21 protein-coding genes are annotated in these 23142 nt (G+C 68.0%); 16 read left to right on the top strand and 5 right to left on the bottom strand.

What is annotated here, in order from left to right; translation table 11 throughout:
- Positions 1-246 precede the first annotated feature (246 nt).
- The 3 genes from ACT3S2_RS13190 to ACT3S2_RS13180 all read left to right on the top strand — a co-directional run bounded on the left by ACT3S2_RS13190 (position 247) and on the right by ACT3S2_RS13180 (position 5527).
- On the top strand, positions 247-2478 hold the full coding sequence (locus tag ACT3S2_RS13190) for a polyribonucleotide nucleotidyltransferase (protein ID WP_444561798.1): 2232 nt from the start codon (positions 247-249) through the stop codon (positions 2476-2478).
- 15 nt (positions 2479-2493) lie between these two features.
- Positions 2494-3894 (top strand): M16 family metallopeptidase, encoded by a 1401-nt coding sequence (locus tag ACT3S2_RS13185; protein ID WP_444554627.1) that lies wholly within the window; start codon positions 2494-2496, stop codon positions 3892-3894.
- 118 nt (positions 3895-4012) lie between these two features.
- Positions 4013-5527 carry an alanine/glycine:cation symporter family protein gene (locus tag ACT3S2_RS13180; protein WP_444561797.1) on the top strand — a complete coding sequence of 505 codons (1515 nt, stop codon included), beginning with the start codon at positions 4013-4015 and terminating at the stop codon, positions 5525-5527.
- Positions 5528-5689: 162 nt separating this feature from the next.
- Here the strand turns inward: ACT3S2_RS13180 and ACT3S2_RS13175 are convergent, their stop codons facing one another.
- Positions 5690-5965 (bottom strand): MoaD/ThiS family protein, encoded by a 276-nt coding sequence (locus ACT3S2_RS13175; protein WP_444554625.1) that lies wholly within the window; start codon positions 5963-5965, stop codon positions 5690-5692.
- A complete protein-coding gene (moaA, locus tag ACT3S2_RS13170) occupies positions 5966-7069 on the bottom strand; it encodes a GTP 3',8-cyclase MoaA (RefSeq protein ID WP_444554649.1) in 1104 nt (367 codons plus the stop codon). It lies immediately after the preceding gene.
- 220 nt (positions 7070-7289) lie between these two features.
- Here moaA and ACT3S2_RS13165 point away from each other — a divergent pair, with 220 nt between their 5' ends.
- The 9 genes from ACT3S2_RS13165 to ACT3S2_RS13125 are packed head-to-tail and all read left to right on the top strand — an operon-like array spanning position 7290 to position 13243.
- Positions 7290-7685, top strand: coding sequence for a TOBE domain-containing protein (locus ACT3S2_RS13165; protein ID WP_444554624.1), 396 nt, complete (start codon positions 7290-7292; stop codon positions 7683-7685).
- 2 nt (positions 7686-7687) lie between these two features.
- Positions 7688-8452: a molybdate ABC transporter substrate-binding protein gene (modA, locus tag ACT3S2_RS13160; protein WP_444554623.1), complete on the top strand. Its 765-nt coding sequence runs from the start codon at positions 7688-7690 to the stop codon at positions 8450-8452.
- Positions 8449-9267, top strand: a complete 819-nt coding sequence (locus tag ACT3S2_RS13155; protein WP_444554622.1) for a molybdate ABC transporter permease subunit — start codon at positions 8449-8451, stop codon at positions 9265-9267. The genes modA and ACT3S2_RS13155 overlap by 4 nt, the downstream gene beginning before the upstream one ends.
- Before the next feature lie 20 nt (positions 9268-9287).
- Positions 9288-10580 (top strand): molybdopterin molybdotransferase MoeA, encoded by a 1293-nt coding sequence (locus ACT3S2_RS13150; protein WP_444561796.1) that lies wholly within the window; start codon positions 9288-9290, stop codon positions 10578-10580.
- Positions 10577-11077, top strand: coding sequence for a cyclic pyranopterin monophosphate synthase MoaC (moaC, locus tag ACT3S2_RS13145; RefSeq protein WP_444554620.1), 501 nt, complete (start codon positions 10577-10579; stop codon positions 11075-11077). The genes ACT3S2_RS13150 and moaC overlap by 4 nt, the downstream gene beginning before the upstream one ends.
- On the top strand, positions 11074-11565 hold the full coding sequence (locus ACT3S2_RS13140; protein WP_444561795.1) for a MogA/MoaB family molybdenum cofactor biosynthesis protein: 492 nt from the start codon (positions 11074-11076) through the stop codon (positions 11563-11565). The genes moaC and ACT3S2_RS13140 overlap by 4 nt, the downstream gene beginning before the upstream one ends.
- Complete coding sequence (locus ACT3S2_RS13135) at positions 11552-11992, top strand: molybdenum cofactor biosynthesis protein MoaE (RefSeq protein ID WP_444561794.1); 441 nt, start codon at positions 11552-11554, stop codon at positions 11990-11992. The genes ACT3S2_RS13140 and ACT3S2_RS13135 overlap by 14 nt, the downstream gene beginning before the upstream one ends.
- 18 nt (positions 11993-12010) lie before the next feature.
- Positions 12011-12775, top strand: coding sequence for a 4-hydroxy-tetrahydrodipicolinate reductase (gene dapB / locus ACT3S2_RS13130; protein WP_444561793.1), 765 nt, complete (start codon positions 12011-12013; stop codon positions 12773-12775).
- Positions 12776-13243, top strand: coding sequence for a hypothetical protein (locus tag ACT3S2_RS13125; protein WP_444554616.1), 468 nt, complete (start codon positions 12776-12778; stop codon positions 13241-13243).
- A 20-nt stretch (positions 13244-13263) separates the two neighbouring features.
- On the opposite strand, the gene ACT3S2_RS13120 is transcribed toward ACT3S2_RS13125, so the two are convergent.
- Both ACT3S2_RS13120 and ACT3S2_RS13115 read right to left on the bottom strand, forming a co-directional pair.
- The gene (locus ACT3S2_RS13120; protein ID WP_444561792.1) at positions 13264-13923 is read right to left on the bottom strand and encodes a response regulator; all 660 of its coding nucleotides are present in this window, start codon (positions 13921-13923) and stop codon (positions 13264-13266) included.
- On the bottom strand, positions 13920-15209 hold the full coding sequence (locus ACT3S2_RS13115; RefSeq protein WP_444561791.1) for a sensor histidine kinase: 1290 nt from the start codon (positions 15207-15209) through the stop codon (positions 13920-13922). The genes ACT3S2_RS13120 and ACT3S2_RS13115 overlap by 4 nt, the downstream gene beginning before the upstream one ends.
- A gap of 125 nt (positions 15210-15334) precedes the next feature.
- Here ACT3S2_RS13115 and ACT3S2_RS13110 point away from each other — a divergent pair, with 125 nt between their 5' ends.
- Positions 15335-16120 carry a GAP family protein gene (locus tag ACT3S2_RS13110; protein WP_444554613.1) on the top strand — a complete coding sequence of 262 codons (786 nt, stop codon included), beginning with the start codon at positions 15335-15337 and terminating at the stop codon, positions 16118-16120.
- 6 nt (positions 16121-16126) lie between these two features.
- Here ACT3S2_RS13110 and ACT3S2_RS13105 read toward each other — a convergent pair whose 3' ends face one another.
- Positions 16127-17332, bottom strand: coding sequence for a heparan-alpha-glucosaminide N-acetyltransferase domain-containing protein (locus ACT3S2_RS13105; protein ID WP_444554612.1), 1206 nt, complete (start codon positions 17330-17332; stop codon positions 16127-16129).
- 197 nt (positions 17333-17529) lie between these two features.
- Between ACT3S2_RS13105 and dapA the strand changes: the two genes are divergently transcribed.
- Genes dapA through ACT3S2_RS13090 form a run of 3 tightly spaced genes read left to right on the top strand, consistent with a single transcriptional unit; the run spans position 17530 to position 23139 of the window.
- Entirely contained in the window at positions 17530-18447 is a 918-nt protein-coding gene (gene dapA, locus ACT3S2_RS13100; protein ID WP_444561790.1) for a 4-hydroxy-tetrahydrodipicolinate synthase, read from the top strand.
- Positions 18448-18460: 13 nt separating this feature from the next.
- A complete protein-coding gene (locus ACT3S2_RS13095) occupies positions 18461-20167 on the top strand; it encodes a ribonuclease J (RefSeq protein WP_444561789.1) in 1707 nt (568 codons plus the stop codon).
- 50 nt (positions 20168-20217) lie between these two features.
- Complete coding sequence (locus tag ACT3S2_RS13090) at positions 20218-23139, top strand: DNA translocase FtsK 4TM domain-containing protein (RefSeq protein ID WP_444561788.1); 2922 nt, start codon at positions 20218-20220, stop codon at positions 23137-23139.
- Positions 23140-23142: the final 3 nt, after the last annotated feature.

Here is a 23142-nt window from a genome sequence, read left to right as displayed (position 1 = left end):
GGCGGCCCCCCCGCGGGGGGCCCGCTTCCGGGCACGGGGCCCGAGGCCCCACGCCGCCAACACCAATGAAAACCGCAGGAAGCCAGCCATCAAGGACATTCGCGGTCCTCGGTAGTGGTTTACGGGAATCCGGCACGACGCCGGCAACCCCGTGGGCCTCGATCGAAGACCGGGTGCCCCCTCCGGTGGAACCGGAGGAGAGGATCGGCTGGGCCTGCGCCACAACAGAAACGGAGGTGACTCTCCATGGAGGGTCCCGAAATTCAGTTCGCAGAAGCGGTCATCGACAATGGCCGGTTCGGAACGCGCACGATCCGCTTTGAGACCGGCCGTCTGGCCCAGCAGGCAGCTGGCGCTGCCATGGTCTACATCGACGACGACACGTCCATGCTCTCGGCCACCTCGGCCGGCAAGCACCCCCGCGAGGGCTTCGACTTCTTCCCGCTGACGGTGGACGTCGAAGAGCGCATGTACGCAGCCGGCCGCATTCCCGGCAGCTTCTTCCGCCGCGAGGGCCGCCCCTCGACCGAGGCCATCCTGGCCTGCCGCCTCATGGACCGCCCGCTGCGTCCGGCCTTCGTCAAGGGCCTGCGCAACGAGGTCCAGGTGGTCGTCACCATCCTGTCCATGAACCCGGACGACCTGTACGACGTGGTGGCCATCAACGCCTCCTCGATGTCCACGCAGCTCTCGGGCCTGCCGTTCTCCGGCCCCATCGGCGGCGTCCGCGTTGCCCTGGTCGACGAAGGAAACGGTGCCCAGTGGGTCGCCTTCCCGAAGCACTCCCAGCTGGAGAACGCCGTGTTCTCGATGGTGGTCGCCGGTCGCGTGAGCGGTGACGACGTCGCCATCATGATGGTCGAGGCCGAAGCCACCGACCACGCCTGGAACCTGATCAAGGAAAACGGCGCCACCGCCCCGACCGAAGAGGTCGTGGCCGAGGGCCTCGAGGCGTCCAAGTCGTTCATCAAGGTCCTCTGCGACGCGCAGGCCGATCTGGCCGCCCGCGCCGCGAAGCCGACCGTCGAGTTCCCGGTCTTCCGCGACTTCGAGGACGACGCCTACGCCGCCGTCGAGTCCGCCGCATCGGCCAAGCTCACGGAGATCTTCGCGATCGCCGATAAGCAGGAGCGCGACACCGCCTCCAGCGCCTACCGCGACGAGGTCGTCGAGCAGCTCGCCGCCGAGGGCAAGCAGTTCGAAGGCCGCGAGAAGGAGGTCTCCAAGGCCTTCGCCGCGGTGACCAAGCACGTCGTGCGCCAGCGCATCCTCACCGAACAGGTCCGCATCGACGGCCGTGGACTGACGGACATCCGCCAGCTCACCGCCGAGGTCGAGGTCCTGCCCCGCGTGCACGGTTCGGCGATCTTCGAGCGCGGCGAAACCCAGATCATGGGTGTCACCACGCTGAACATGCTCAAGATGGAGCAGCAGATCGACTCGTTGTCGCCGGTGACGCGCAAGCGCTACATGCACAACTACAACTTCCCGCCGTACTCCACCGGCGAGACCGGCCGCGTGGGTTCGCCCAAGCGCCGCGAAATCGGCCATGGTGCCCTCGCCGAGCGCGCCATCATGCCGGTGCTGCCCACGCGTGAGGAATTCCCCTACGCGATCCGCCAGGTCTCCGAGGCCTTGAGCTCCAACGGGTCCACCTCCATGGGCTCGGTCTGCGCTTCGACCCTGTCGCTGCTCAACGCCGGTGTGCCGCTGCGCGCCCCGGTGGCCGGCATCGCCATGGGCCTGGTGTCCGACCAGGTTGACGGCCAGACCCGCTACGCGGCGATGACCGACATCCTCGGTGCCGAGGACGCCATGGGCGATATGGACTTCAAGGTCGCCGGTACCTCGGAGTTCGTCACCGCCATCCAGCTGGACACCAAGCTCGACGGCCTGCCGGCCTCCGTGCTCGGCGCCGCGCTGAAACAGGCCCGTGAAGCACGCCTGCACATCCTCTCGGTGATCAACTCCGCGATCGACGCCCCGGATGAGATGAGCGAATTCGCTCCGCGCATCATCTCGGTGAAGATCCCCGTGGATAAGATCGGCGAGGTCATCGGCCCGAAGGGCAAGATGATCAACACCATCCAGGAGGACACCGGGGCCGACATCTCCATCGAGGATGACGGCACCGTGCTGATCGGTGCGACCAACGGCGAGTCCGCCGAGTCCGCCCGTTCCGCCATCAACGCGATCGCCAACCCGATGGTTCCGGAGGTCGGCGAACGCTACCTCGGGACCGTGGTGAAGCTGACCACGTTCGGCGCCTTCGTGTCCCTGACCCCGGGCAAGGACGGCCTGCTGCACATCTCGGAGCTGCGCAAGCTCTCCGGTGGCAAGCGCGTCGAGGACGTCGAGGACGTCGTCTCCGTGGGCCAGAAGCTCCAGGTGGAGATCACCAAGGTCGATGACCGCGGAAAGCTCTCCCTGGCGCCCGTCGTGGCTGAAGAGGCCGAAGCCTCGGCCGTCGACGCGTAAGGACGAGTACCACCCATGGCTTTGATTCCTTTGCCGCTTCACGGCTCGGGAATGTTCCCGTACACCGCTGAGCAGGGCGCTTCAGAGGCCGGCTCGCCGATCGAGTACGGGGATCCAACCATCCTGGCCGGGGAGGCCGGAGGGGCGCTGGTGCGCCGCTCCGTCCTCCCCGGCGGGGTGCGGGTGCTGACCGAGGCCATGCCCGGACAGCGCTCCGCCACCATCGGCTTCTGGGTCGGTGTCGGTTCACGGGACGAGGTCGAGGGCCAACACGGTTCGACCCACTTCCTGGAACACCTGCTCTTCAAGGGCACCTCACGCCGTGGCGCGATGGACATCGCCACGGCCTTCGACGAGGTCGGCGGCGAATCCAATGCCGCCACCGCCAAGGAAAGCACCTGCTACTTCGCCCGCGTCCTGGACGCGGATCTGCCGCTGGCCATCGACATCATCGCGGACATGATCACCTCCGCCGTCCTCGATCCCGGCGAACTCGAGCAGGAACGCGACGTCATCCTCGAGGAGATCGCCATGGACGGCGACGACCCCGGCGACGTCGCCCATGAACATTTCGTCTCCGCAGTGTTGGGGGAGCACCCGCTGGCCCGCCCCATCGGAGGGACCCCCGAAGCGATCCTGGGGATCGGCCGCGAGGCCGTACTGGACCACTACCGTCGTTTCTACAAACCCAGCGAACTGGTCATCACCGTCGCCGGGTCCCTGGACCACGACGAAGTCTGCGACCAAGTCATCGAGGCATTGCGTGCCTCCGGCTGGACGCTCGAGGAGGGGGCCGCCCCCGAACCCCGGCGCAGCACGGAACCGGTGCCCGTCAGCGGACAACACACCATCGACGTCATCCGCCGTCCCGTGGAACAAACCAACATCATCATGGGCTGCCCGGGCATCGTCGCCACCGACGAGCGACGCCACGTGATGAGCGTGCTCAACGCAGTGCTCGGCGGGGGCATGTCCTCGCGCCTGTTCCAGGAGATCCGCGAGAAGCGCGGCCTGGTGTATTCGACCTACTCCTTCTCCGCCGCCTATTCCGACGTCGGATACTTCGGCATGTATGCCGGCTGCGCCCCGGTCAAGACCGGGCAGGTGATCGGGCTGCTCGGGGAGGAACTGGACCGGTTGGCCGCCGAGGGGATCAGCCCGGAGGAACTGCGCAAGGCCGTCGGCCAGCTCTCCGGCGGCATGGTCCTGGCGCTGGAGGATCCGGGCTCACGCATGGGCCGTCTGGGTCGAGCCGAACTGGTGACCGGCGTCTTCCAGGACCTGGACGAATCGCTGGCCCGGGTCAGGGCCGTCACCGTCGAGGACGTCCAGGCGCTGGCCCGCGAACTGGCCTCCAGAGCTCGAACGGTCACGGTCGTCGGCCCCTTCGACACGCCCGGGGACTTCGGCTACTAGGCCGCCACGCCGCCACCTGTTGCCCGGAAACAGGTTCGACAAACTATGCTGTGGCATATGTGTGAACTTCATCACTCACACCCAACACTCGCATAGCTGTTGAAAGGTTAGATCCACCATGAATTTGAATGGCGTGACGGAGGTGCTGGGCGATATCAGCGGTATCGTCTGGGGCCCGTTCCTGCTGATCCCCTTACTTCTGGGGGCAGGGCTGTATTTGACCATCAGGTTGGGGGGGCTGCAGTTCCTGAAACTGGGTGCCGCCTTGCGGCTGGGGATCCTGAAGCGCAAGGATCCCGGCACCGAGGGGGATATCTCCCAGTTCCAGGCGCTGACCACCGCTCTGGCGGCCACCGTGGGTACCGGTAACATCGTCGGTGTCGCCACGGCCATCGGCATCGGCGGCCCGGGCGCCCTGTTCTGGATGTGGATTACCGGGTTGCTGGGCATGGCCACGAAATACTCGGAGGCCTTCCTGGCCGTCCGCTTCCGCGGCACCGATGCCGCGGGTGAAAAGTCAGGTGGCCCGCAGAACTACCTCGAACGCGGCATCAAGGGGCCGTTCGGCAAGATCCTGGCGCTCTCCTTCGCCATCTTCGCCGTCCTGGCCAGCTTCGGCATCGGCAACATGACCCAGGGCAACGCCATTGCCGCCAACGTCGAGAGCAGCTGGGGTGCCCCGCTGTGGCTCACCGGCTTGACCTTGACCGTGTTGACCATGATCGTCCTGGTCGGCGGCATCAAATCCATTGGCCGCGTTACTGCCGGTCTGGTCCCGGTGATGATCGTCTTCTACATCCTGGGTGCCATCTACATCCTGCTGGCCAACCTGGGCCAGGTTCCCGCGGCCCTGGGCCTGATCTTCACCGACGCCTTCACCGGCACGTCAGCGGTGGGCGGTTTCACCGGTTCGGCGATCATCATCGTGATCCAGTTCGGTGTGGCCCGCGGCCTGTTCTCCAACGAGTCCGGCCTGGGTTCGGCGCCGATTGCCGCTGCCGCAGCGCAGACCTCGCACCCGGTCCGCCAGGGCCTGGTCTCCATGACCCAGACCTTCATCGACACCATCATCGTGGTCAGCTTCACCGGCCTGGTCATCGTGACCACGGGTGCCTGGAGCGAAACCGATCCGGAATCCGGGGAACAGATCTCCGCGGCACTGATGACCGGCGAGGCCTTCAGCCACGGGCTGCCGGGGGAATGGGGCCACTGGGTCGTGACGATCGGTCTGGTGCTCTTCGCCTTCTCCACCCTGTTGGGATGGTCCTACTACGGCGAACGCAATATGGAAAAGCTCTTCGGGCGCCGAACGGTCATGCCGTTCCGTGTCGTCTGGTCCCTGGTCGTCTTCATCGGTGCCACGGTGCAGCTCGAGGTCGTCTGGGCGTTCTCGGATGTCATGAACGGACTGATGGCTCTGCCGAACCTCATCGGTCTGATCGTCCTCTCCGGGCTGATCGTGCGCGAGACCCGTTGGTACCTCAAGCATGACCCCAAGCTCGAGGCCACCAAGGACGAGATCGAGGCTTTCATGAAGGACCAGCCCGGCTGGGACCAGTGGAAGTCCGGCGACATCGTCGGTTCCTCGCAGAACTACGGCGGGTCCAGTAAGAGGGATGGCATGCGCCAGTAGCGGATGGTGCGGCAGCCTGCGGGCCGCCGCACCCCGACCCGAGAAGGCGGGCCGGTCACCGGGAGGACACCCCGGGACCGGCCCGCCTTTTCGGGTGATGCCGGCGAATTGGGGCACGACGGCGCCGGCCGTGCATGGGTGGTGGCGGGGTGAAAGCGGTCCCTAGCCGCCGGCGAAGGGCGGGAGGACGTCGATGACATCCGCGTCGGCCAAGGGACGCGACTCGTCCCTGGCGCCGATCTCGTTGACCAGGAAGCTGGAGCGGGAGAGCACGCGATGCAACGGGGGTCCCGACGCACCGGTGGCGGGGACCGCGTGCGGGAGGTGGCCCAGCAAGGCCGCCAGCGTCCCGCCGTCGTGCTCGATGTCCTGCAGCGGGACATCCAACTCCTTCACCCCGGCAGCGGCGGCGGCAGCGGCAAAGAACCTGACCTTCACTTATCCTCCAATGGCGCTCATGGAACGGTCGGGCTGGACGAAGTCCTCGGCCCCCAGACCGGTGTGGTCCATGCCGTGGGCGCGCGGTTTGGCCCACATGGCGGCCCGCCAGCGGTCGGCGATGTCCTGATCGGTGGCCTCCGAGCGCAGCAGGGCGGTCAGATCGGTTTCCTCCCGGGAGAACAGGCAGCTCATGATCCTGCCTTCGGCCGTGATCCGGGTGCGCCGGCAATCAGCGCAGAAGGGTTCGGTGACCGAGGCGATGATCCCGACGGTGCCCAGCAGCGTATCCGGTTCGCCCTTGGCCCGGACCTCGTAGCGTTCGGCGGGTGCCCCGTCCCGGGACTCGGGGGCCACGGTGATGTCGTAATCGACGCCGAGCAGTTCGCGGGTGTCGGTGGCGGTGACCATGTCGTCCCGGGTCCATCCGTGATCGGCATCCAGGGGCATCTGCTCGATGAAGCGCAGCTCGAATCCGCGCTCGAGCGCCCAGGCCAGCAACGAAGGGGCTTCCAGGTCGTTGATGCCGCGCATCAGGACCGCGTTGATCTTGATCGGGGACAAGCCCGCGTCCGCCGCGGCGTCGATGCCTTCGATGACCTTGTGCAGGAAGTTGCGCCGCGCGAGTTTCTTAAAGGACTCGGCATGGATGGTATCCAGCGAGACGTTGATCCGGGTCAGTCCGGCTTCGGCCAGGGCCCGGGCCCTGGCCGTGAGGCCGACCCCGTTGGTGGTCATTGAAATCGGCAGGTCGGGGTGGTCGGCGCGCAGCCCGGCGATGATGTCCACCAGGTCCTTGCGCATCAACGGCTCCCCGCCGGTCAGGCGCAGTTCGCGCACCCCGTGGATGTCCACGGCGATCCGGACCAGCCGCCGGATCTCCCCGGCGGTCAGCAGGCGTTCCGCCGGCAGCCAGGCCATGCCGTCGGCGGGCATGCAGTAGGTGCAGCGCAGATTGCATTTGTCGATCAGGGAGATGCGTAGATCGGTGGCCACCCGTCCGAACCGGTCCAGCAGGCGCGGATCGTCGCCCGGCGCCGGTGGGGGAACGAAATCCCCGGAGTCCTGGGGGCCGGAGGCACCCGGTTCGGGGATGCCGGGCATGCCCAGGGATACCGCAGCCTTGCCCCCGGTGGCCGGGTCGGCTGCGGACTGGGAGCTGGTGCTGCACGTCATGCCTCGAGCGTAGTCCAGATCCGGGGCGAAAACAGGGGCAGTGGCCGGGTGATCGGCGCCCGAGGATGCCCCGTGGACCGCCGGGATTTCCGTGCGCGCCACAACAACCGGTATGGATATCCGCATTTGCGTCGAGTAGGGTCTAGTAATGACGCAAATGAGAGTATCCGAGGCGGCTCGGTTTCTGGCGGTCAGTGACGATACGGTCCGCCGACTGCTGGACTCCGGACAACTGACCGCAGGCAAGGACGCCTCCGGGCGGATCACCGTCGACGGGGTGGAACTGGCGGGCTACATCCGCGGTCTGGCCGAGACGCCGAGCGACCCGGCCCACGTGGCCTCCTCGGCCCGGAACCGCTTCGTCGGCCTGGTGACCGCGGTGACCGCCGACCGGGTCATGGCGCAGGTGGAAATGCAATGCGGCCCCTTCCGTGTCGTGTCCTTGATGAGCAGCGAAGCCGTGAAGGACCTGGGGCTGGAACCGGGACGCATTGCCACGGCAGTGGTGAAATCAACCAACGTCATCATCGAAACAAAGGCCTGATCATGCGCAACCCCCTCATCACCGTCATGGCCGCGGCCGCGTTGCTGCTCTCGGCGTGCGGGACACCGGCCGCCGGCACGGACCCGACGGCCTCGACACCGGGCGGGCAGGACGGGGCGGCGATCCACTTCGCGGCGGCAGCCTCCCTGACCGACGTCGCCCCGGAACTGACCCGGGCCTACGCCGAGGAAACCGGGGACACGACCCGGATCGACATCAACCTCGGCGCCTCCTCCAAGCTCGTCCAGCAAGCGAACTCCGGCCAGCAGCCCGATGTGCTGATCACCGCCGACACCCAGGCCCCCGAGGCGCTGGAGGATCCAACGGCCTTCGAACCCCCGATCGACCTGGTTTCGAACACCCTGGTGCTCGCGGTTCCCGCCACGTCGAAGATCACCGCCGCGGACCAGTTGCCCGAGGCCGGTGCGGTGGCGTTATGCGCCCCGGCGGTGCCTTGTGGCCGGGCCGCCAACACCTATCTCGACCACCAGGGTTTCTCCCTGGACACGGTCAGCGAGGAAGACAACGTGCGGGCCGTGCTGACCAAGGTCACCGCGGGACAAGTCGACGCCGGCTTCGTCTATGCCACCGACGCCGCAGCAGCCGGGGACCAGGTCCGGGCCATCGACCTGACGGGGCTGGACGCCAACATCTATCCGTTGCTGGTCGCCACCGATGCCGCCGAACCTGCGCAGGACTTCGCTCGCTGGCTCCAGGGGGATGCGGCCATGAAGCTGCTGAACGACGCCGGTTTCTCGGCGCCGTGACCCGCACCGTCCTCTCGCCCCGCATGCGGCGGGCGACCACCCCCGGATGGCTGTGGGTTCCGGCGCTCATTGGGCTCGCTGCCCTGGCCGGGCCCCTGGTGGCGCTCTTCGTCGCGGCCCGCTGGCAGGACCTGCCCGAGTTGCTGGCCCGCGACGAGGCCCGCACGGCGTTGGGTCTCTCCCTGGGCACGGCGACGGCCTCGACCATCGTGTGCTTCCTGCTCGGGCTGCCCCTGGCGGTGCTGCTTTCGCGCCTGCACGGAGTCGTCCTGCAGGTGCTGCGCGGCCTGCTGGTCGTGCCGCTGGTGCTCTCACCGGTGGTCTCGGGACTGGCCCTGCTCTACTTCTGGGGCCGCCAGACACCGGTGGGGGGCTGGCTGGACTCGATCGGCCTGGGCGTGGGCTTCAGCCCGGCGGCGGTCGTGCTGGTCCAGGTGTTCGTCTCGCTGCCCTTCTTCGTCGTCTCGGCGCTGAGCAGCATCGAAGCGGTGGACACCGACCTGGAATTCTCCGGGGCCAACGCCGGGGCCTCCTCCGGACAGATCCTGGCCCACATCACCCTGCCGCTGGCAGCCCCCGGGATCATCGTGGGCACGCTGCTGGCCTTCGCCCGGTCCCTGGGCGAATACGGGGCGACCATCACCTTCGCCGGTTCCGTGGCAGGACGCACCCGGACCTTGCCGCTGCAGATCGAATTGGCGCTGAACTCCAACGACCCGCAGGCAGCCCTGGGGATCAGCCTGATGCTGATCGGGCTCTACCTGATCGTGCTCGTCGTGGCCGGGGCCGGGGTCGGCAGGATCTTCAGGCGGTAGCCACCCGTAGGATGGACGCCATGAAGCAACCCTTCCGACGCAGCGTCGACGAGCACCGTGGCGTGCTGAAGGCCCTGCTGTCCGAACTGCCGTCACGGCTGGGGTCCCAGGAGCTGGTGCTGGGCGAAGCCCGCGGACGGATCCTGGCCGCGGATCTGCCGGCACCCCGGAACCTGCCGGCGTTCGATAATTCGCAGATGGACGGATTCGCCGTACGCCGAGCCGACCTGCTTGACGGGCAGGAACTCCGGGTCGGTGCCGTGATCGCCGCCGGCGATGCCGCGGAAGCCCTGCCGGCCGGAACGGCGGCCCCCATCATGACCGGGGCCATGCTCCCGCCCGGCGCGGACGCCGTGGTACCCATCGAAAGGGCGGACCCCCCGGATTTCCCGGAGGCCCTCAGCCAGCCGGGCCCCCCGGCAGGGGCCTGGACGGTACGCCTGCCCGCCGACACCCCCGACGGCCAGTTCATCCGCGCGGCCGGAAGCGATATCGCCCGCGGGGCCATCGCCCTGCCTGCAGGAACCCGGCTCGGCCCGGCCCAGCTCGGACTGGCCGCGGCCTTGGGGTTGGACCGGCTCACCGTGACCGGGCGCCCCCGGGTCCTGGTCCTGGCCACCGGGGACGAGGTGCGCGCGCCCGGCTCCGACCTCGCTCCGGGACAGATCCACGATGCCAACACCACCTTGTTGCTGGGCCTCTTCGCCGAGGCGGGGGCCGAGGTCGCCGCCGCAGGCATCAGCACCGACGCGCCGGAGGCCTTCATGGCCGAACTGGCCCCCGCCCTGGGACCGCCCGGCGCTCCGGCCGCCGATCTCGTGGTGACCAGCGGGGGCATCAGCAAGGGCGCCTTCGAGGTCGTCCGGCTGGCCCTGGCCGGCCACGGGATCGAGTTCGGCTCCGTCGCCATGCAACCCGGAGGGCCCCAGGGCGCCGGCATGCTGCGGCTGCCGGGGGCGGCGCCGACCCCCTTGCTGGCCTTCCCGGGAAACCCGGTCAGCGGGGTCGTCAGCTTCGAGCTGCTGGCCCGGCCCGTCTGGGAGGAACTCTTCGCCACGCCGCCGCGACCCCGGGTGGCGACCCGCCTGGCCACCGATCTTGCGGCACCTCCGGCGGGAAAGCTCCAGGTCCGGCGGGCCGCCGTCGTCCTCGGGGACGACGGCGCGCCGACCGCGACCCCGGTGGGCGGGCCCGGTTCCCATCTGGTCCATGCCCTGGCCAGGTCCAATGCCCTGCTGGTGCTCCCTGCCGGAAGCGCGGCACCCCGGGCTGGAGAAATGATCGACACCCTCATTTACGGAGCGCAGATATGAACGACCCCGAAGCACCAGCCCTGAGCCATGTCCGGGCCGACGGATCCGCGCATATGGTCGATGTCTCCGCCAAGGCCGAGACCTCGCGCCGGGCCGTCGCCCAGGCAGTGCTGCACACCCGCCCCGACGTCCTGGCGATGATCGTCGCGGGGGAGCTTCCCAAGGGCGATGCCCTGGCGGTGGCCCGCGTCGCCGGGATCATGGGCGCGAAGAAGACCCCGGAACTGATTCCGCTGTGCCATCCGCTGCCGCTGTCGAAACTGACCGTCGATTTCTTCCCCGATGCCGACGCCGGAAGCATCCGCATCGAGGCCGCCGTGACCACCCGGGGGGTGACCGGCGTGGAGATGGAGGCCCTGACGGCCGTGTCGATCACCGCATTGACGCTCTACGACATGACCAAGGCGGTCGATAAGCACGCCTCCATCGACGACATCAAGGTGCTGGCCAAATCCGGGGGAAAAAGCGGGGACTGGACCGTCGGGGAGGACCGGTGAGACCCGCATCGACCCGCCGGGCGGGAATCATCATCGCCTCCACCCGGGCCGCCTCCGGCGGGTATGCCGACCGCAGCGCCCCGATCATCGGCGAATGGTTGCAAGGGCACGGCTTCGAGCTGACCGAACCGGTCATCGTCCCCGATGGGGAACCGGTCGGTGCCGCCTTGCGCGAACTGCTGGCCTCGAGCCCGTCGCTGCTGATCACCAGCGGGGGGACGGGCCTGGCCCCCGATGACCTGACCCCCGAGATGACGGCCCCGTTGTTGGACCGGGAGATCCCCGGGATCATGGAGGCCATCCGCGCCGTCGGGCGCACGAAGACCCCGCATGCCGCCCTCAGCCGCGGCCATGCCGGAACCGTCGGCAGGACGCTGGTGGTGAATCTTCCGGGATCGCCCTCCGGGGTCCGCGATGCCCTGGGCGTCCTGGACCCGCTCATCACCCATCTCTGCGAACAGATTGAAGGAGGATATGGACATGCCTGATACCCCGGGAATCGTGGTTTTCGCCGGTATGGCGGAGGCACCCATCGACGTCTCGACCGCGTGGGATGCCGTCGAGACCGACGCCACCGGCGCCGTCGTCACCTTCGGCGGGGTGGTGCGCAACCACGACGGCGGCCGAGCGGTCGACAAGCTGGACTACAGCGCCCATCCCAGCGCCGAGGCCACCATGGCCGCCCTGGCCGCCGAGGTCGCGAGCCGCCACCCCGGAACCCGGCTCTGGGCCGCCCACCGGACCGGGGCGTTGGCCATCGGGGATCCGGCCCTGGTGGCAGCCGCCGCCTCCGCCCACCGCGGGGAGGCCTTCGAAGCCTGCCGGGATCTGGTCGAGGCAGTCAAGGCCGGGGTGCCGGTCTGGAAGGAACAACACTTCACGGACGGCGACACCGAATGGGTGGGCATGGCCTGAGGCGATATCCTTGGGTGCATGAGTGCTCAAATTCGTGTTGCCATCCTCGGCGCCTCCGGGCGCATGGGTTCCGAGGCCGTCCAGGCCGTGGAGAACGCCACCGACATGGAACTGGTGGCGGCCCTGGGCCGGCACGATCCATTGCAGGAAGTGCTCGACGCCGGGGCCACGCACCTCGTGGATCTCACCGTTCCGGGCAGCACTGAAACCAATGTGCGTTTCGCCGTCGACCACGGGCTGCACGCCGTGGTGGGGACCACCGGATGGACCGACGACCGCCGGTCCCAACTCGCCGAACTACTGGCCGCGCACCCGCAGACCGGGGTGCTGATCGCCCCGAATTTCGCGTTGGGTTCCGTCCTGGCCTCCGCTTTTGCCGCCCAGGCCGCCAAATACTTCGAATCCGTCGAAATCATCGAACTGCACCACCCGAATAAGGTCGACGCCCCCTCGGGGACCGCGGTGCGCACCGCCGAACTGATCTCGGCGAAGCGTCGTGCGGCGGGGATCCCGGCCAGCCCCGATGCCACCGAGACCCTGCTGGACGGGGCCCGTGGCGCCGATGTCGAGGGGGTGCACGTGCATTCGGTCCGGCTCCGCGGACTCGTCGCCCACCAGGAGGTCCTGCTCGGTTCCGAAGGCGAACAGCTGACGCTGCGCCATGACTCCTTCGACCGGGCCTCGTTCATGCCCGGGGTGCTGTTGGGGCTACGGACCGTCGGCTCACGCCCCGGGCTGACCTACGGACTGGACTCCTACCTCGATCTGGGAGGCAACGCCTAAGTGAAGACCAAACTCTGGGTCGGCGGGATCCTGCTGCTGTTCGTCCTCTACCTCTTCGCCGCATTCTCCAGCGCGGTGACCCTCATCGGCTCACCTGAACCGCTGGCCAAGGGCATCGGCATCGCGGCCCTGCTGATCCCCCTGCTGGGGGTCTGGATCCTCATCCGTGAAGTCCTTTTCGGGGCCCGTAGCCAGCGCATGGCAGGGATCCTCCAATCGGAGGGGCTGCTGCCCGAGGACAACCTGCCGCGCACCCCTTCCGGACGGATCATCAAGGCATCGGCCGATGAGGACTTCGTGCAGTACCAGGAGGAAGCCGAGGAACACCCCGGGTCCTGGCGCAGCATGCACCGGCTGGCGTTGGCCTACGACGCCTCGGGGGACCGCCGTCGGGCCCGCGAGATGATGCGCCGGGCCATCGACCTGTTCCGGGCCTCGCCCGACGCGAAGGCGTCCACCGGAAGCTGACCTTCCCGGCCCGGGGCCGATCAGCTCCGACGTGAAAACAAGGCAGCCTGCACGCGGGACTGCAGGCCGAGCTTGGCCAGGACCCGCGAAACGTGGGTTTTCACGGTCGTCTCCGAAATATCCAACCGACGTCCGATCAGTTGATTGGACAACCCCTCACCCAGGCACTTCAGCACTTCACGCTCGCGGGCGGTCAGCGTCTCCACCGCGGCAGCGGCATCCAGGGAAGCGGCGTCAGCGATGGGTGGCGCCGTCCGGGCGGCCACCGCTGCACTGACGATTCGTGCCGTGACCTCGGGGGAAATCACCGAATCCCCGGCGTGGACCCGCTGCAACGCGGCGGTGATATCCGCCGGTTCGGCCGATTTGAGCAGGAACCCGTCGGCCCCGGCCTCCAACGCCCCGAAGAGGTAGGCATCCTGGTCGAAGGTCGTCAGCACCAGGACCTTGGACAAGGCCTCGGCGGTGATTTCCCAGGTCGCCTGGATCCCGTCGACGACCGGCATGCGCAGATCCATCAGGACGACGTCGGGGCGCAGCGCCCGCGCCATCTGAACCGCCCGGGCGCCGTCGGCCGCTTCGCCCACGACGGTGAGACCGGGCTGCGTTTCCAAGACCATGCGCATGCCCAGACGGATGGCCGCATGGTCATCAGCCAACAACACCGTGATATCGCTCATGCCGGGCCCTCAGCCGGCGGAACCGAGGCCCGGCCGGCGAGCCCAGCGCCAGAGTGCTCCAAATCTTCCTCCGAGGCGCGAACCGGCAGCCGAACCGAGACCTGCCAGCCGCCGTCGTGCACTGCTGCCGTCAGTTCCCCGCCGAGCTGCTCCACCCGCAGGCGAAGACTCCGCAACCCGGTGCCGGTCCCGGGTTCCCCGGCATCTGCCGCGGACCCAGGTCCGGCCGGTGGTGGGCTGTTGGTGACGCGGACGTGGAGCAGCCCGGCGGCGGGACCACCCTGCCCGACGACGGCGATATTGGCACCGGGGGCATGTCTCAGCGCGTTGACCAGCGACTCGGCCACGACCCGGTAGACGGCAGTCTGTTGTGCCGAGGGGATCGACGCGGTTCCCGACACCGTGCTGGACAGGGTGATCCGGGTCCCCGAAGCAGCATGGGCGGCGACCAGCGAATCAAGGTCCGCGAGGAACCCCGCAGCTTCCTGGGCATCACCCGAAGACAGGATCCGGATCATCGAAGTCAGCTCGTTCAGCCCCGCGACGCTTTCCTTCCGGACATGGGACAGGACCTCGGCGGCGAGTTCACGGGTCCCGGTGCTCAGCGCAGCGCCGGTCTGCAGGGCGATCGCCGAGAGGCGGGCCGAGAGGACATCGTGGAGTTCGTGGGCCATGCGTTGGCGCTCGGAGGCCACCGCCAATTCGTGACGGGCTGCTTCCAGGGTGGCTTGTTGCCTGACGGCATCCTCCGCAGCCTGAGCACGGGTGGCCTCCGCCGCGGACAGCTTGCGTTCCTTGCGCACATTGCTGGCCCATTCGGCCGGCAGCAGCAACGACATTCCGGCAATCAGTGCCGTCAGAACGGCAGCAGGCAGCTCGGCCGTGACCGCCAGGACGGAAAGAGTGGCGACGGCCGTGAGGACCAGGGAGGCGATTTCGGTCATTCGGGAGACCCGGTCGCCGGCAAAGAGCACCAGCGAGAAGACGGTTTCCCAGAGCAGGAACAGCGCCGTCGTCTGGCCCATCAGCAACAGCACCAGTACCGCCGTCCCGGTCATGGAGGCCATCAGGAACGTCGTCCCACGCCGGAAGAGGATGCCCACAGACCCCACGGCTGCCACTGCGGGCCACCAGGCCGAGAAAGCTGGTGGGAACCAGGCCCAGTCGCCATCGTTGTTCACGGTCAACAGCAACCACATCATCGCCGGATAGCCCAGGGCCAGCAGGATGTCCTCGCGCCGGATGGCACTCAGCACCCGGAGAACGGGCCGTTCGGTATCGTTCATGGTTTCATCGTGCCCGTCCCCGCCCGTGGTTCCAAGGCGGGAGGCCACCTGATGGGACGAAGGGATGACCTCCGGTGCATCGATGGCAGGACGCGCGGCAGCCGGGATCCGACGAGTGTGGGGTCATGACCTCTGAGAATCTGCTCAAACTCCTCGTCCTGGCCCTGGTGGACAGCACCAGCATCGGCACCCTGGTGATCCCCGTGTGGTTGCTGTTGCGCCGCGACGTCGGGCGCATCGCCGGACGGATCGGCATCTACCTGGTGACGATCGGGGTCTTCTACTTCCTCATCGGCGTGCTGATGCTGACCTCGGCCACCACGGTGCTCCAGGTATGGGGTGACGGAGCCCGGATGTTCATCGACTCACGCCCGGCCCATTGGGTGGCGCTTGCCGGCGGCGCCGGGCTTCTGTGGTTCGCGCTCAAGGACGGCAAGACGGTGCGCCGGACGGCGAAACCGCAGCACGCCACGACCGCGACCGGGGCAACCGCGACGGCACCGGATCAACCGGGGCCATCCGGTCCGCAGGGCCGTCAGGAAGCGGCCGAGGAACGGTGGAAGACCCGCATCGGCAGGGCCCTGGGCACCCCGGCCGGCCTGCTTACTTTGGCGCTGGTGGCCGGTTTGCTCGAGCTGCCGACCATGCTGCCCTATGTAGCGGCGATCGGCGTGCTGACCGTCTCAGGTCCTGCCGGGGCGGGATCGTTCCTGCTGCTGGCGGGCTACTGCGTAGTCATGTTGCTACCGGCTGGGTTGCTGCTGACCGCCCGGCTGCTGTTGGCCCACCGCATCAACGGACCCCTGCACCGGCTGGGCCAGTGGTTGGGCAAGGCCTCCGCCGAAGCGGTGTTGTGGATCATGGGAGTCGGCGGGTTCCTGCTGCTGCGCTTCGCCGTCGGTGGGCTCTAAGCCGGATCAGCCGGTGCCGCTGCGGGCGAGCGCATGCACCCCGGCTTCCAGCGGGCCCCTCCGGCCGGCCCACTTCAGTCCGATGCCCACCAGCAGGGAACCGACGACGAAGTACAGGTACAACCCCAACCGCGGCATTCCGGCGGTGACGGTGCTCAACGCGTCCAAGGCCACCAGGTGGCCGGCATAGAGGGTCAGCGTCGCGGACCCGGCGCCAGAGAGTGGCCAGAGCAGTGCTTCTCCGGCCAGGCCGAGCAGCGCCGACAGTGCCATGGCCAGCAACTGGCAGGCGCCCAGGACGGCGATCGCGGTCCCCGCCACATGCAGCAGATCCAAGGGGGCGCTGCTATGCGGTGCGGAGAGGACGAACCACCAGGGGGTCCCTTCGACCCCTGCCAGGCCGTGCCCGGAGAGCAACGCAGCATCCAGGGGCAGACCGTTCCCCTCGGTGATCGCCGTCAAGGTCCGCAGCGCCTCGTCGTTGGCTCCGATCACCCGGTCCGAGAGCTCCCGGGCCGCCCACGCCAGGGACGCACCACCGACGGTGAACGCCAGGGCGACCGGAGGCAGCGAGATCCGGCAGCGCCCCAGGGCCAGACCCAGCACGATGAATCCCGTCCAGACCAGGACCGGGTAGTAGCCGGTGATGAACAGATCGGCGGCCAACGAGGCCGGGCGCAGCAGGTCCGTCAGACCGGGGGAGGGGCCTACGGTGGCCGGGGAGATGCGGGACGTCGCCAGCGGGAAGAGCAGGTACCACAGGACGGGGGAGAGCAGCAGCCAGCCGATCGCCGAGAACCAGAGGGTGCGCCACCGCAAGCCGAGGAACACACTGGCGATCAGGAACAGCACCCCGTAGTGCACCAGGATGACGGCGACATTGGTGTTCAACGCTCCACAGCCCAACCCGATGACGGTGATCAACACGGCCCGGATCAGGACCGAGCGCCGCCCGGACCTGAGTCGGGTCCCGGTATGTGGGCGGCTTCCCCCGGTCAGCAGCGCCAAGCCGACACCGGCCAGGATCGCGAACAGTGCCGAGGACGTCCCGGCGAACAAGGTGGCCGTCCAGGTGGCATGGACGGCGCCGGAATCATCGGCCCGGGTCAACGGCAGGATGTGGGTGGCCATCATGCCCAGCAGGGCGAGGCCGCGGGCCACATCGACCCCCGCGATCCGACCAGCGGGGGCGGAGGCGCTCTGACTGGGCATGGGCTCCTGGAGGATCGGATCGGGCGGCGGGGGTGCCGGGGACACACGGTCGAATATATCAAGGCGGGCCACCGGCCGGAGGGGGGACGACGGCGGAATCGGGCCCGCGTCGTCATCGTCGGCCGGGTGCGCGTCATCTTGGTCACGTGGCGCGTGGACTCGGCGGTTTCGGGGTCCGTGCGGGGTAACGTGGTGCCATGCCTACCCCGGAATCCAATACCCCGCGTCATGATGCCATCTTCGGGAACCTGGGGACCGCCATGGTCACCCCGTTCACGCCCGCCGGCGAGGTCGACTACGACCAGGCAGCGGCCTTGGCGACCAAACTAGTCGATGAGGGCTGCGACAACCTGGTGGTCACCGGGACCACGGGGGAGACCTCGACGCTGACCGACGAGGAGAACGTGGGCATGTTCCGCACGGTCGTCGAAGCCGTGGGCGACCGTGCGAAGATCATCGCCGGGTCCACCACCAACGACACTGCCCACTCCATCCAGCTCTCCCAGGCCGCCGCGAAGGTCGGCGTGCACGGGCTGCTGGTCACCGCACCGTATTACAACAAGCCCAGCCAGGCCGGCGTCCGGGCCCACGTCGAGACGCTCGCTTCCTGCACCGATCTGCCCGTCATGGTCTATGACATTCCCGGCCGCACCGGCATCTCCATCAGCACCGAAACCCTGATCCGTCTGGCCGAACACCCCAACGTGGTGGCGTTGAAGGATGCGAAGGCCGACTACCAGGCCACCACCCGCGTGCTGGCCAGCACCGACCTGGATGTGTACTCCGGGGACGACGGGCTGACGCTGCCGCTGATGGCCGCCGGCGCCCAGGGGGTCATCTCCGTGACCGCCCACGTCGCCACCGCCGCATACCGCCGCCTGGTGGACGCCCTGCTGGCCGGCGACCTGGCCACCGCCCGGGCCCTGCACTTCGAACTGGACCCCATCCAGCGTGCCGTCATGTCGCATATCCAAGGAGCCGTGGCCGCCAAGACGGTCCTGAAGTGGCAGGGGGTCCTCTCCAACGCGATCGTCCGTCTGCCCCTGGTGGAACCGACCGATGCCGAAGCGGCCCCCATTCGTGCGAATCTGGCCGAGGCGGGAATCAACCTCTAGGAAAGGGGCCCCGATGAGCGAAACCAGCGTCGTGCCGGAGCAGGAAACGTACCCGAACCCGCCACCGCCATTGGCCCATGACGTCCTGCGGATCGTCCCCCTCGGCGGCATCGGGGAAATCGGGCGGAACATGGCCGTCTTCGAGATCGACGGCAAACTGCTCATCGTGGACTGCGGGCTCCTCTTCCCCGAGGAACACCAGCCCGGGGTGGACGTCATCCTGCCGGACTTCGACTACATCCGCGAGCGCATCGACGACGTGGTCGGCGTCGTACTGACCCACGGGCACGAGGACCATATCGGGGCCGTGCCCTACCTGCTGCGGTTGCGCGGGGACATCCCGCTGATCGGATCGCAGCTGACGCTGGCCCTGGTCGAAGCCAAACTTCTCGAACACCGGATCACCCCGGTGCTGGTCACCGTCGAGGAAGGCCAACGCCACACGTTCGCCGGCTTCGAAACCGAATTCGTGGCAGTGAACCACTCGATCCCCGACGCGCTGGCCGTATTCATCCGCACGAGCGCCGGTACGGTGCTGCATACCGGCGACTTCAAGATGGACCAGTTGCCGTTGGACGGACGCATTACCGACCTACGGGCCTTCGCCCGCCTGGGCGAAGAAGGCGTGGACCTGTTCATGTCCGACTCCACCAACGCGGACGTCCCGGGCTTCACGACGGCCGAACAGGAGATCGGGCCGGTCCTGGACGATTTGTTCTCCCGGGCCACCCGACGCATCATCGTCGCCTCCTTCTCCTCCCACGTCCACCGGGTCCAACAAGTGCTCAACTCCGCCGCCACGCACGGGCGCCAGGTCGCCTTCGTCGGGCGTTCCATGGTCAGGAACATGGGCATCGCCGCCCGGCTGGGGTACCTGGAGGTGCCCGAGGGCATCCTGATCGACCTCAAGGAAGCGGACCGGCTTCCCGAGGAGCGGGTGGTCTTGATGTCCACCGGCTCCCAGGGCGAATCCATGGCGGCACTCTCCCGGATGGCCACCGGCGACCACCGGGTCACCGTCGGCCGCGGGGACACCATCATCCTGGCTTCCTCCCTGATCCCCGGCAATGAGAACGCCGTCTTCCGGGTGATCAACTCCCTGATGGCCCTGGGGGCCGACGTCGTGCACAAGGGCACGGCCAAGGTCCACGTCTCGGGGCACGCCTCCGCCGGGGAACTGCTCTACTGCTACAACATCCTGCGGCCGGGCCATGCCATGCCTGTGCACGGCGAAACCCGGCACCTGCTGGCCAACGCCCGTATTGCCGAACAAACCGGCGTTCCCGCGCAGAACATCCTGGTCACCGAGGACGGGGCCGTGGTCGACCTGAAAGACGGGGTGGCCCGACGGGTCGGCACCGTGGACTGCGAGCTGGTCTATGTCGACGGATCAGCAGTGGGAAGCATCACCGAGGAGGACCTCAAGGACCGCATCGTCCTGGGCGAGGAAGGATTCATCTCCGTGATCTCGGTCATCAACCGACAGCGCGGAACCGTGCTCTCCGGACCCGACATCCACTCCCGCGGGGTGGCCGAGGATGCCGACGTGCTCGAATCCATCAAACCGGCGATCCTCACGGCCCTGCAGGAGGCGCTGGCGAAGAACCCGGAGGCGACCACCCACCAATTGCAGCAGGTCGTGCGCCGGAGCATCGGGTCCTGGCTCGGACGGACCCTGCGCCGCAAACCACTGATCATGCCGGTTGTCCTGGAGGCCTGAAGGCGTGTGAATCCGGGGTTTTGACCCCTGGATCCTGTACGGTTGCGCATATGGCGACCCGTACTTCCCCCACCCCGACGAAGGCCTCCGGCCGCAAACCGGCGGGCAAGACTCCAGCGCGCGGAAAACCGGCTTCCGGTTCCACGCGCCAGGGCGGGACGAAGCCGGTGGGAAACACCGCCGAGGCCGACCAGGACATCGCCCTGCCGCTACGCGCCATCCGTGGCCTCTGGATGGGCCTGGCCCGGGTGATCGGCGGCGCCTTCCGCAAGATCGGCCAGGACGTGCGCCCGGACCGTGACATTCGTCGCGACGGCACCGGACTCTTTCTGGTCGTCATCGCCGTCATCGTCGGCAGCGTCGAGTGGTGGGGACTGCGCGGGGTCGGTTGGTACGGAACCACCGTGCACAACGTCTTCGGCGGATCCCTGGGCTTCATGGCCTCGCTGCTGCCGCTGGTGCTGTTCATCGGCGCCTACCGTCTCTTCCGCCGCCCCGCCGAAAACCGCGCCAACAACCGCATCGGCATCGGCCTGACCCTGGCGACATTCTCCATCGCCGGGATCGCCCATGTCGCCGCCGGATTGCCGACCCTGGACGAACCGCTCGACGCGCTCCGAGCCGGTGGCGGCGTCGTCGGGTTCCTCATCACCGTTCCGTTGGCCGGACTGCTGACCCAGTGGGGTGCCCTGGCGATCATGATCGCCGGCGCCGTGCTCAGCGTGATGATCATGACCGCCACCCCGTTCCGCCATATCCCGGCCCGTCTGCGCCAAGGCTACGAATGGATCATGGGCCAGCCGGAGCCCGGTTCCGAACCCCGTGAACCCGAGGACCCGAACGATCCAGAACACGATCAGAGCTACCTCTATGCCGACCGCGGTGCCGCGGCCCCCAGGCCCAAGCGCAGCCGCCGCGCCGGCAAGGCAGCCAGGGCCCGCCAACGCGAGGAAGAGGAGGCCGCCGCAGCAGCAAGCGAAGGCCTCACCGGCGATGAAGCCTATGACAATGCCGTCATCAACGACCGTGATGCCCAGACCAAACCGGTTCCGGAACCGCAGATCCCCCCGGGTGTACGCCGGCCCACGGCATCCGAAAAGGCCATGGAAAAGGTCAAGAACGACGTCGGACTGGGCACCCCCGCTGCGGGGCAGGATGGGGAACCGGCCACCGAGGCGCTGGATACCACCGCGATCAACGGCATGCTGGCCGGCTCCGGGAGCGCGGCGGCCCCCGCCACCGTGGCCTCCAACCCGGTGGCCCAGCCGGCCCCCTTGTCACCGATCCCGCAGCGCACCGAACAGCTCCAGCTCTCCGGCGACGTCGCCTACACCCTGCCTTCCTCGGAGTTCCTGCCGGCAGGTCCTCCCGCGAAGGAACGTTCCGAGGCCAACGACGCCGTCGTGAAGGCACTCACCGACACCCTGGACCAGTTCAAGGTCGAGGCCCACGTCACCGGTTTCAGCCGTGGGCCTACGGTCACCCGGTACGAGATCGAGCTCTCCCCGGGGACCAAGGTCGAACGCGTGACCGCCTTGTCCAAGAACATCTCCTATGCGGTGGCCTCCTCTGACGTGCGCATCCTCTCGCCGATCCCCGGCAAGAGTGCCATCGGCATCGAGATCCCCAACACCGACAAGGAAGTGGTTGCCCTCGGCGACGTGCTGCGTTCGAACGCGGCCCGCAAGACCGAACACCCCATGGTCATGGGCATCGGCAAGGACGTCGAAGGCGGGTTCGTGGTCGCGAACCTGGCCAAGATGCCGCATATGCTCGTCGCCGGTGCCACTGGTGCCGGTAAGTCCGCCTTCGTGAACTCGATGATCACCTCGATCCTGATGCGGGCCACCCCCGACGATGTGCGCATGGTCATGGTCGACCCCAAGCGGGTGGAACTGACCGCCTACGAGGGCGTTCCGCACCTGATCACCCCGATCATCACGAGCCCGAAGAAGGCGGCAGAAGCCCTGCAATGGGTCGTGCGCGAGATGGACACCCGCTACGACGACCTGGCGAACTTCGGATATAAGCACATCGACGACTTCAACAAGGGGGTGCGCAACGGCAAGGTGGTTCCGCCCGAGGGCTCCAAGCGGGTGCTGAAGCCCTACCCGTACCTGCTGGTGATCGTCGATGAGCTGGCCGATCTGATGATGGTCGCCCCGCGTGACGTCGAGGACTCGATCGTGCGCATCACCCAGCTCGCCCGGGCCGCAGGCATCCACCTGGTCCTGGCCACCCAGCGCCCCTCCGTGGATGTGGTCACCGGGTTGATCAAGGCCAACGTGCCCTCCCGCATGGCGTTCGCCACCTCCTCGGTCACCGATTCCCGCGTGGTGCTGGACCAGCCGGGAGCCGAGAAGCTGCTGGGACAGGGCGATGCCTTGTTCCTGCCCATGGGGGTCTCCAAGCCGATGCGTGTGCAGGGCTCCTGGGTCACCGAATCCGAGATCCACCGGGTCGTGGAGCACGTCAAGGGCCAGCTCACGGCCGTCTACCGCGAGGATGTCGCGGTGGAGGCGGCGCCCAAGAAGGACATCGACGACGACATCGGCGATGATCTCGAGGTGCTGCTGCAGGCCACCGAACTGGTGGTCACCACCCAGTTCGGTTCCACCTCGATGCTCCAACGCAAACTCCGGGTCGGCTTCGCCAAGGCCGGACGACTGATGGACCTGTTGGAATCACGCGGCGTCGTCGGTGCTTCCGAGGGGTCCAAGGCCCGAGACGTCCTGGTCCAGCCCGACGACCTGCCGGCCGTGCTCGCCGCCATGCGCGGGGACACCGCTCCGGCTGCTCCCGAGGAGGTGGCCCCGGCCGAGGCCGCCCTGGTCGAGAACGCCAACGCGAACCACCAGGGCGCCGATCTGGTGGCCGAGGACCTCGCCTCACGGGCCCAAAGCACCGACTACCACGATGAAGACGACGGCGACTCCGGTTCGGAAGACGCCTGGAACCTCACTGGACGGTAACCT

The sequence above is a fragment of the Arthrobacter sp. AOP36-A1-22 genome (assembly GCF_052377615.1).
Lineage (GTDB): Bacteria > Actinomycetota > Actinomycetes > Actinomycetales > Micrococcaceae > Arthrobacter_H.
This window is presented reverse-complemented; position numbering and strand designations above follow the sequence as displayed.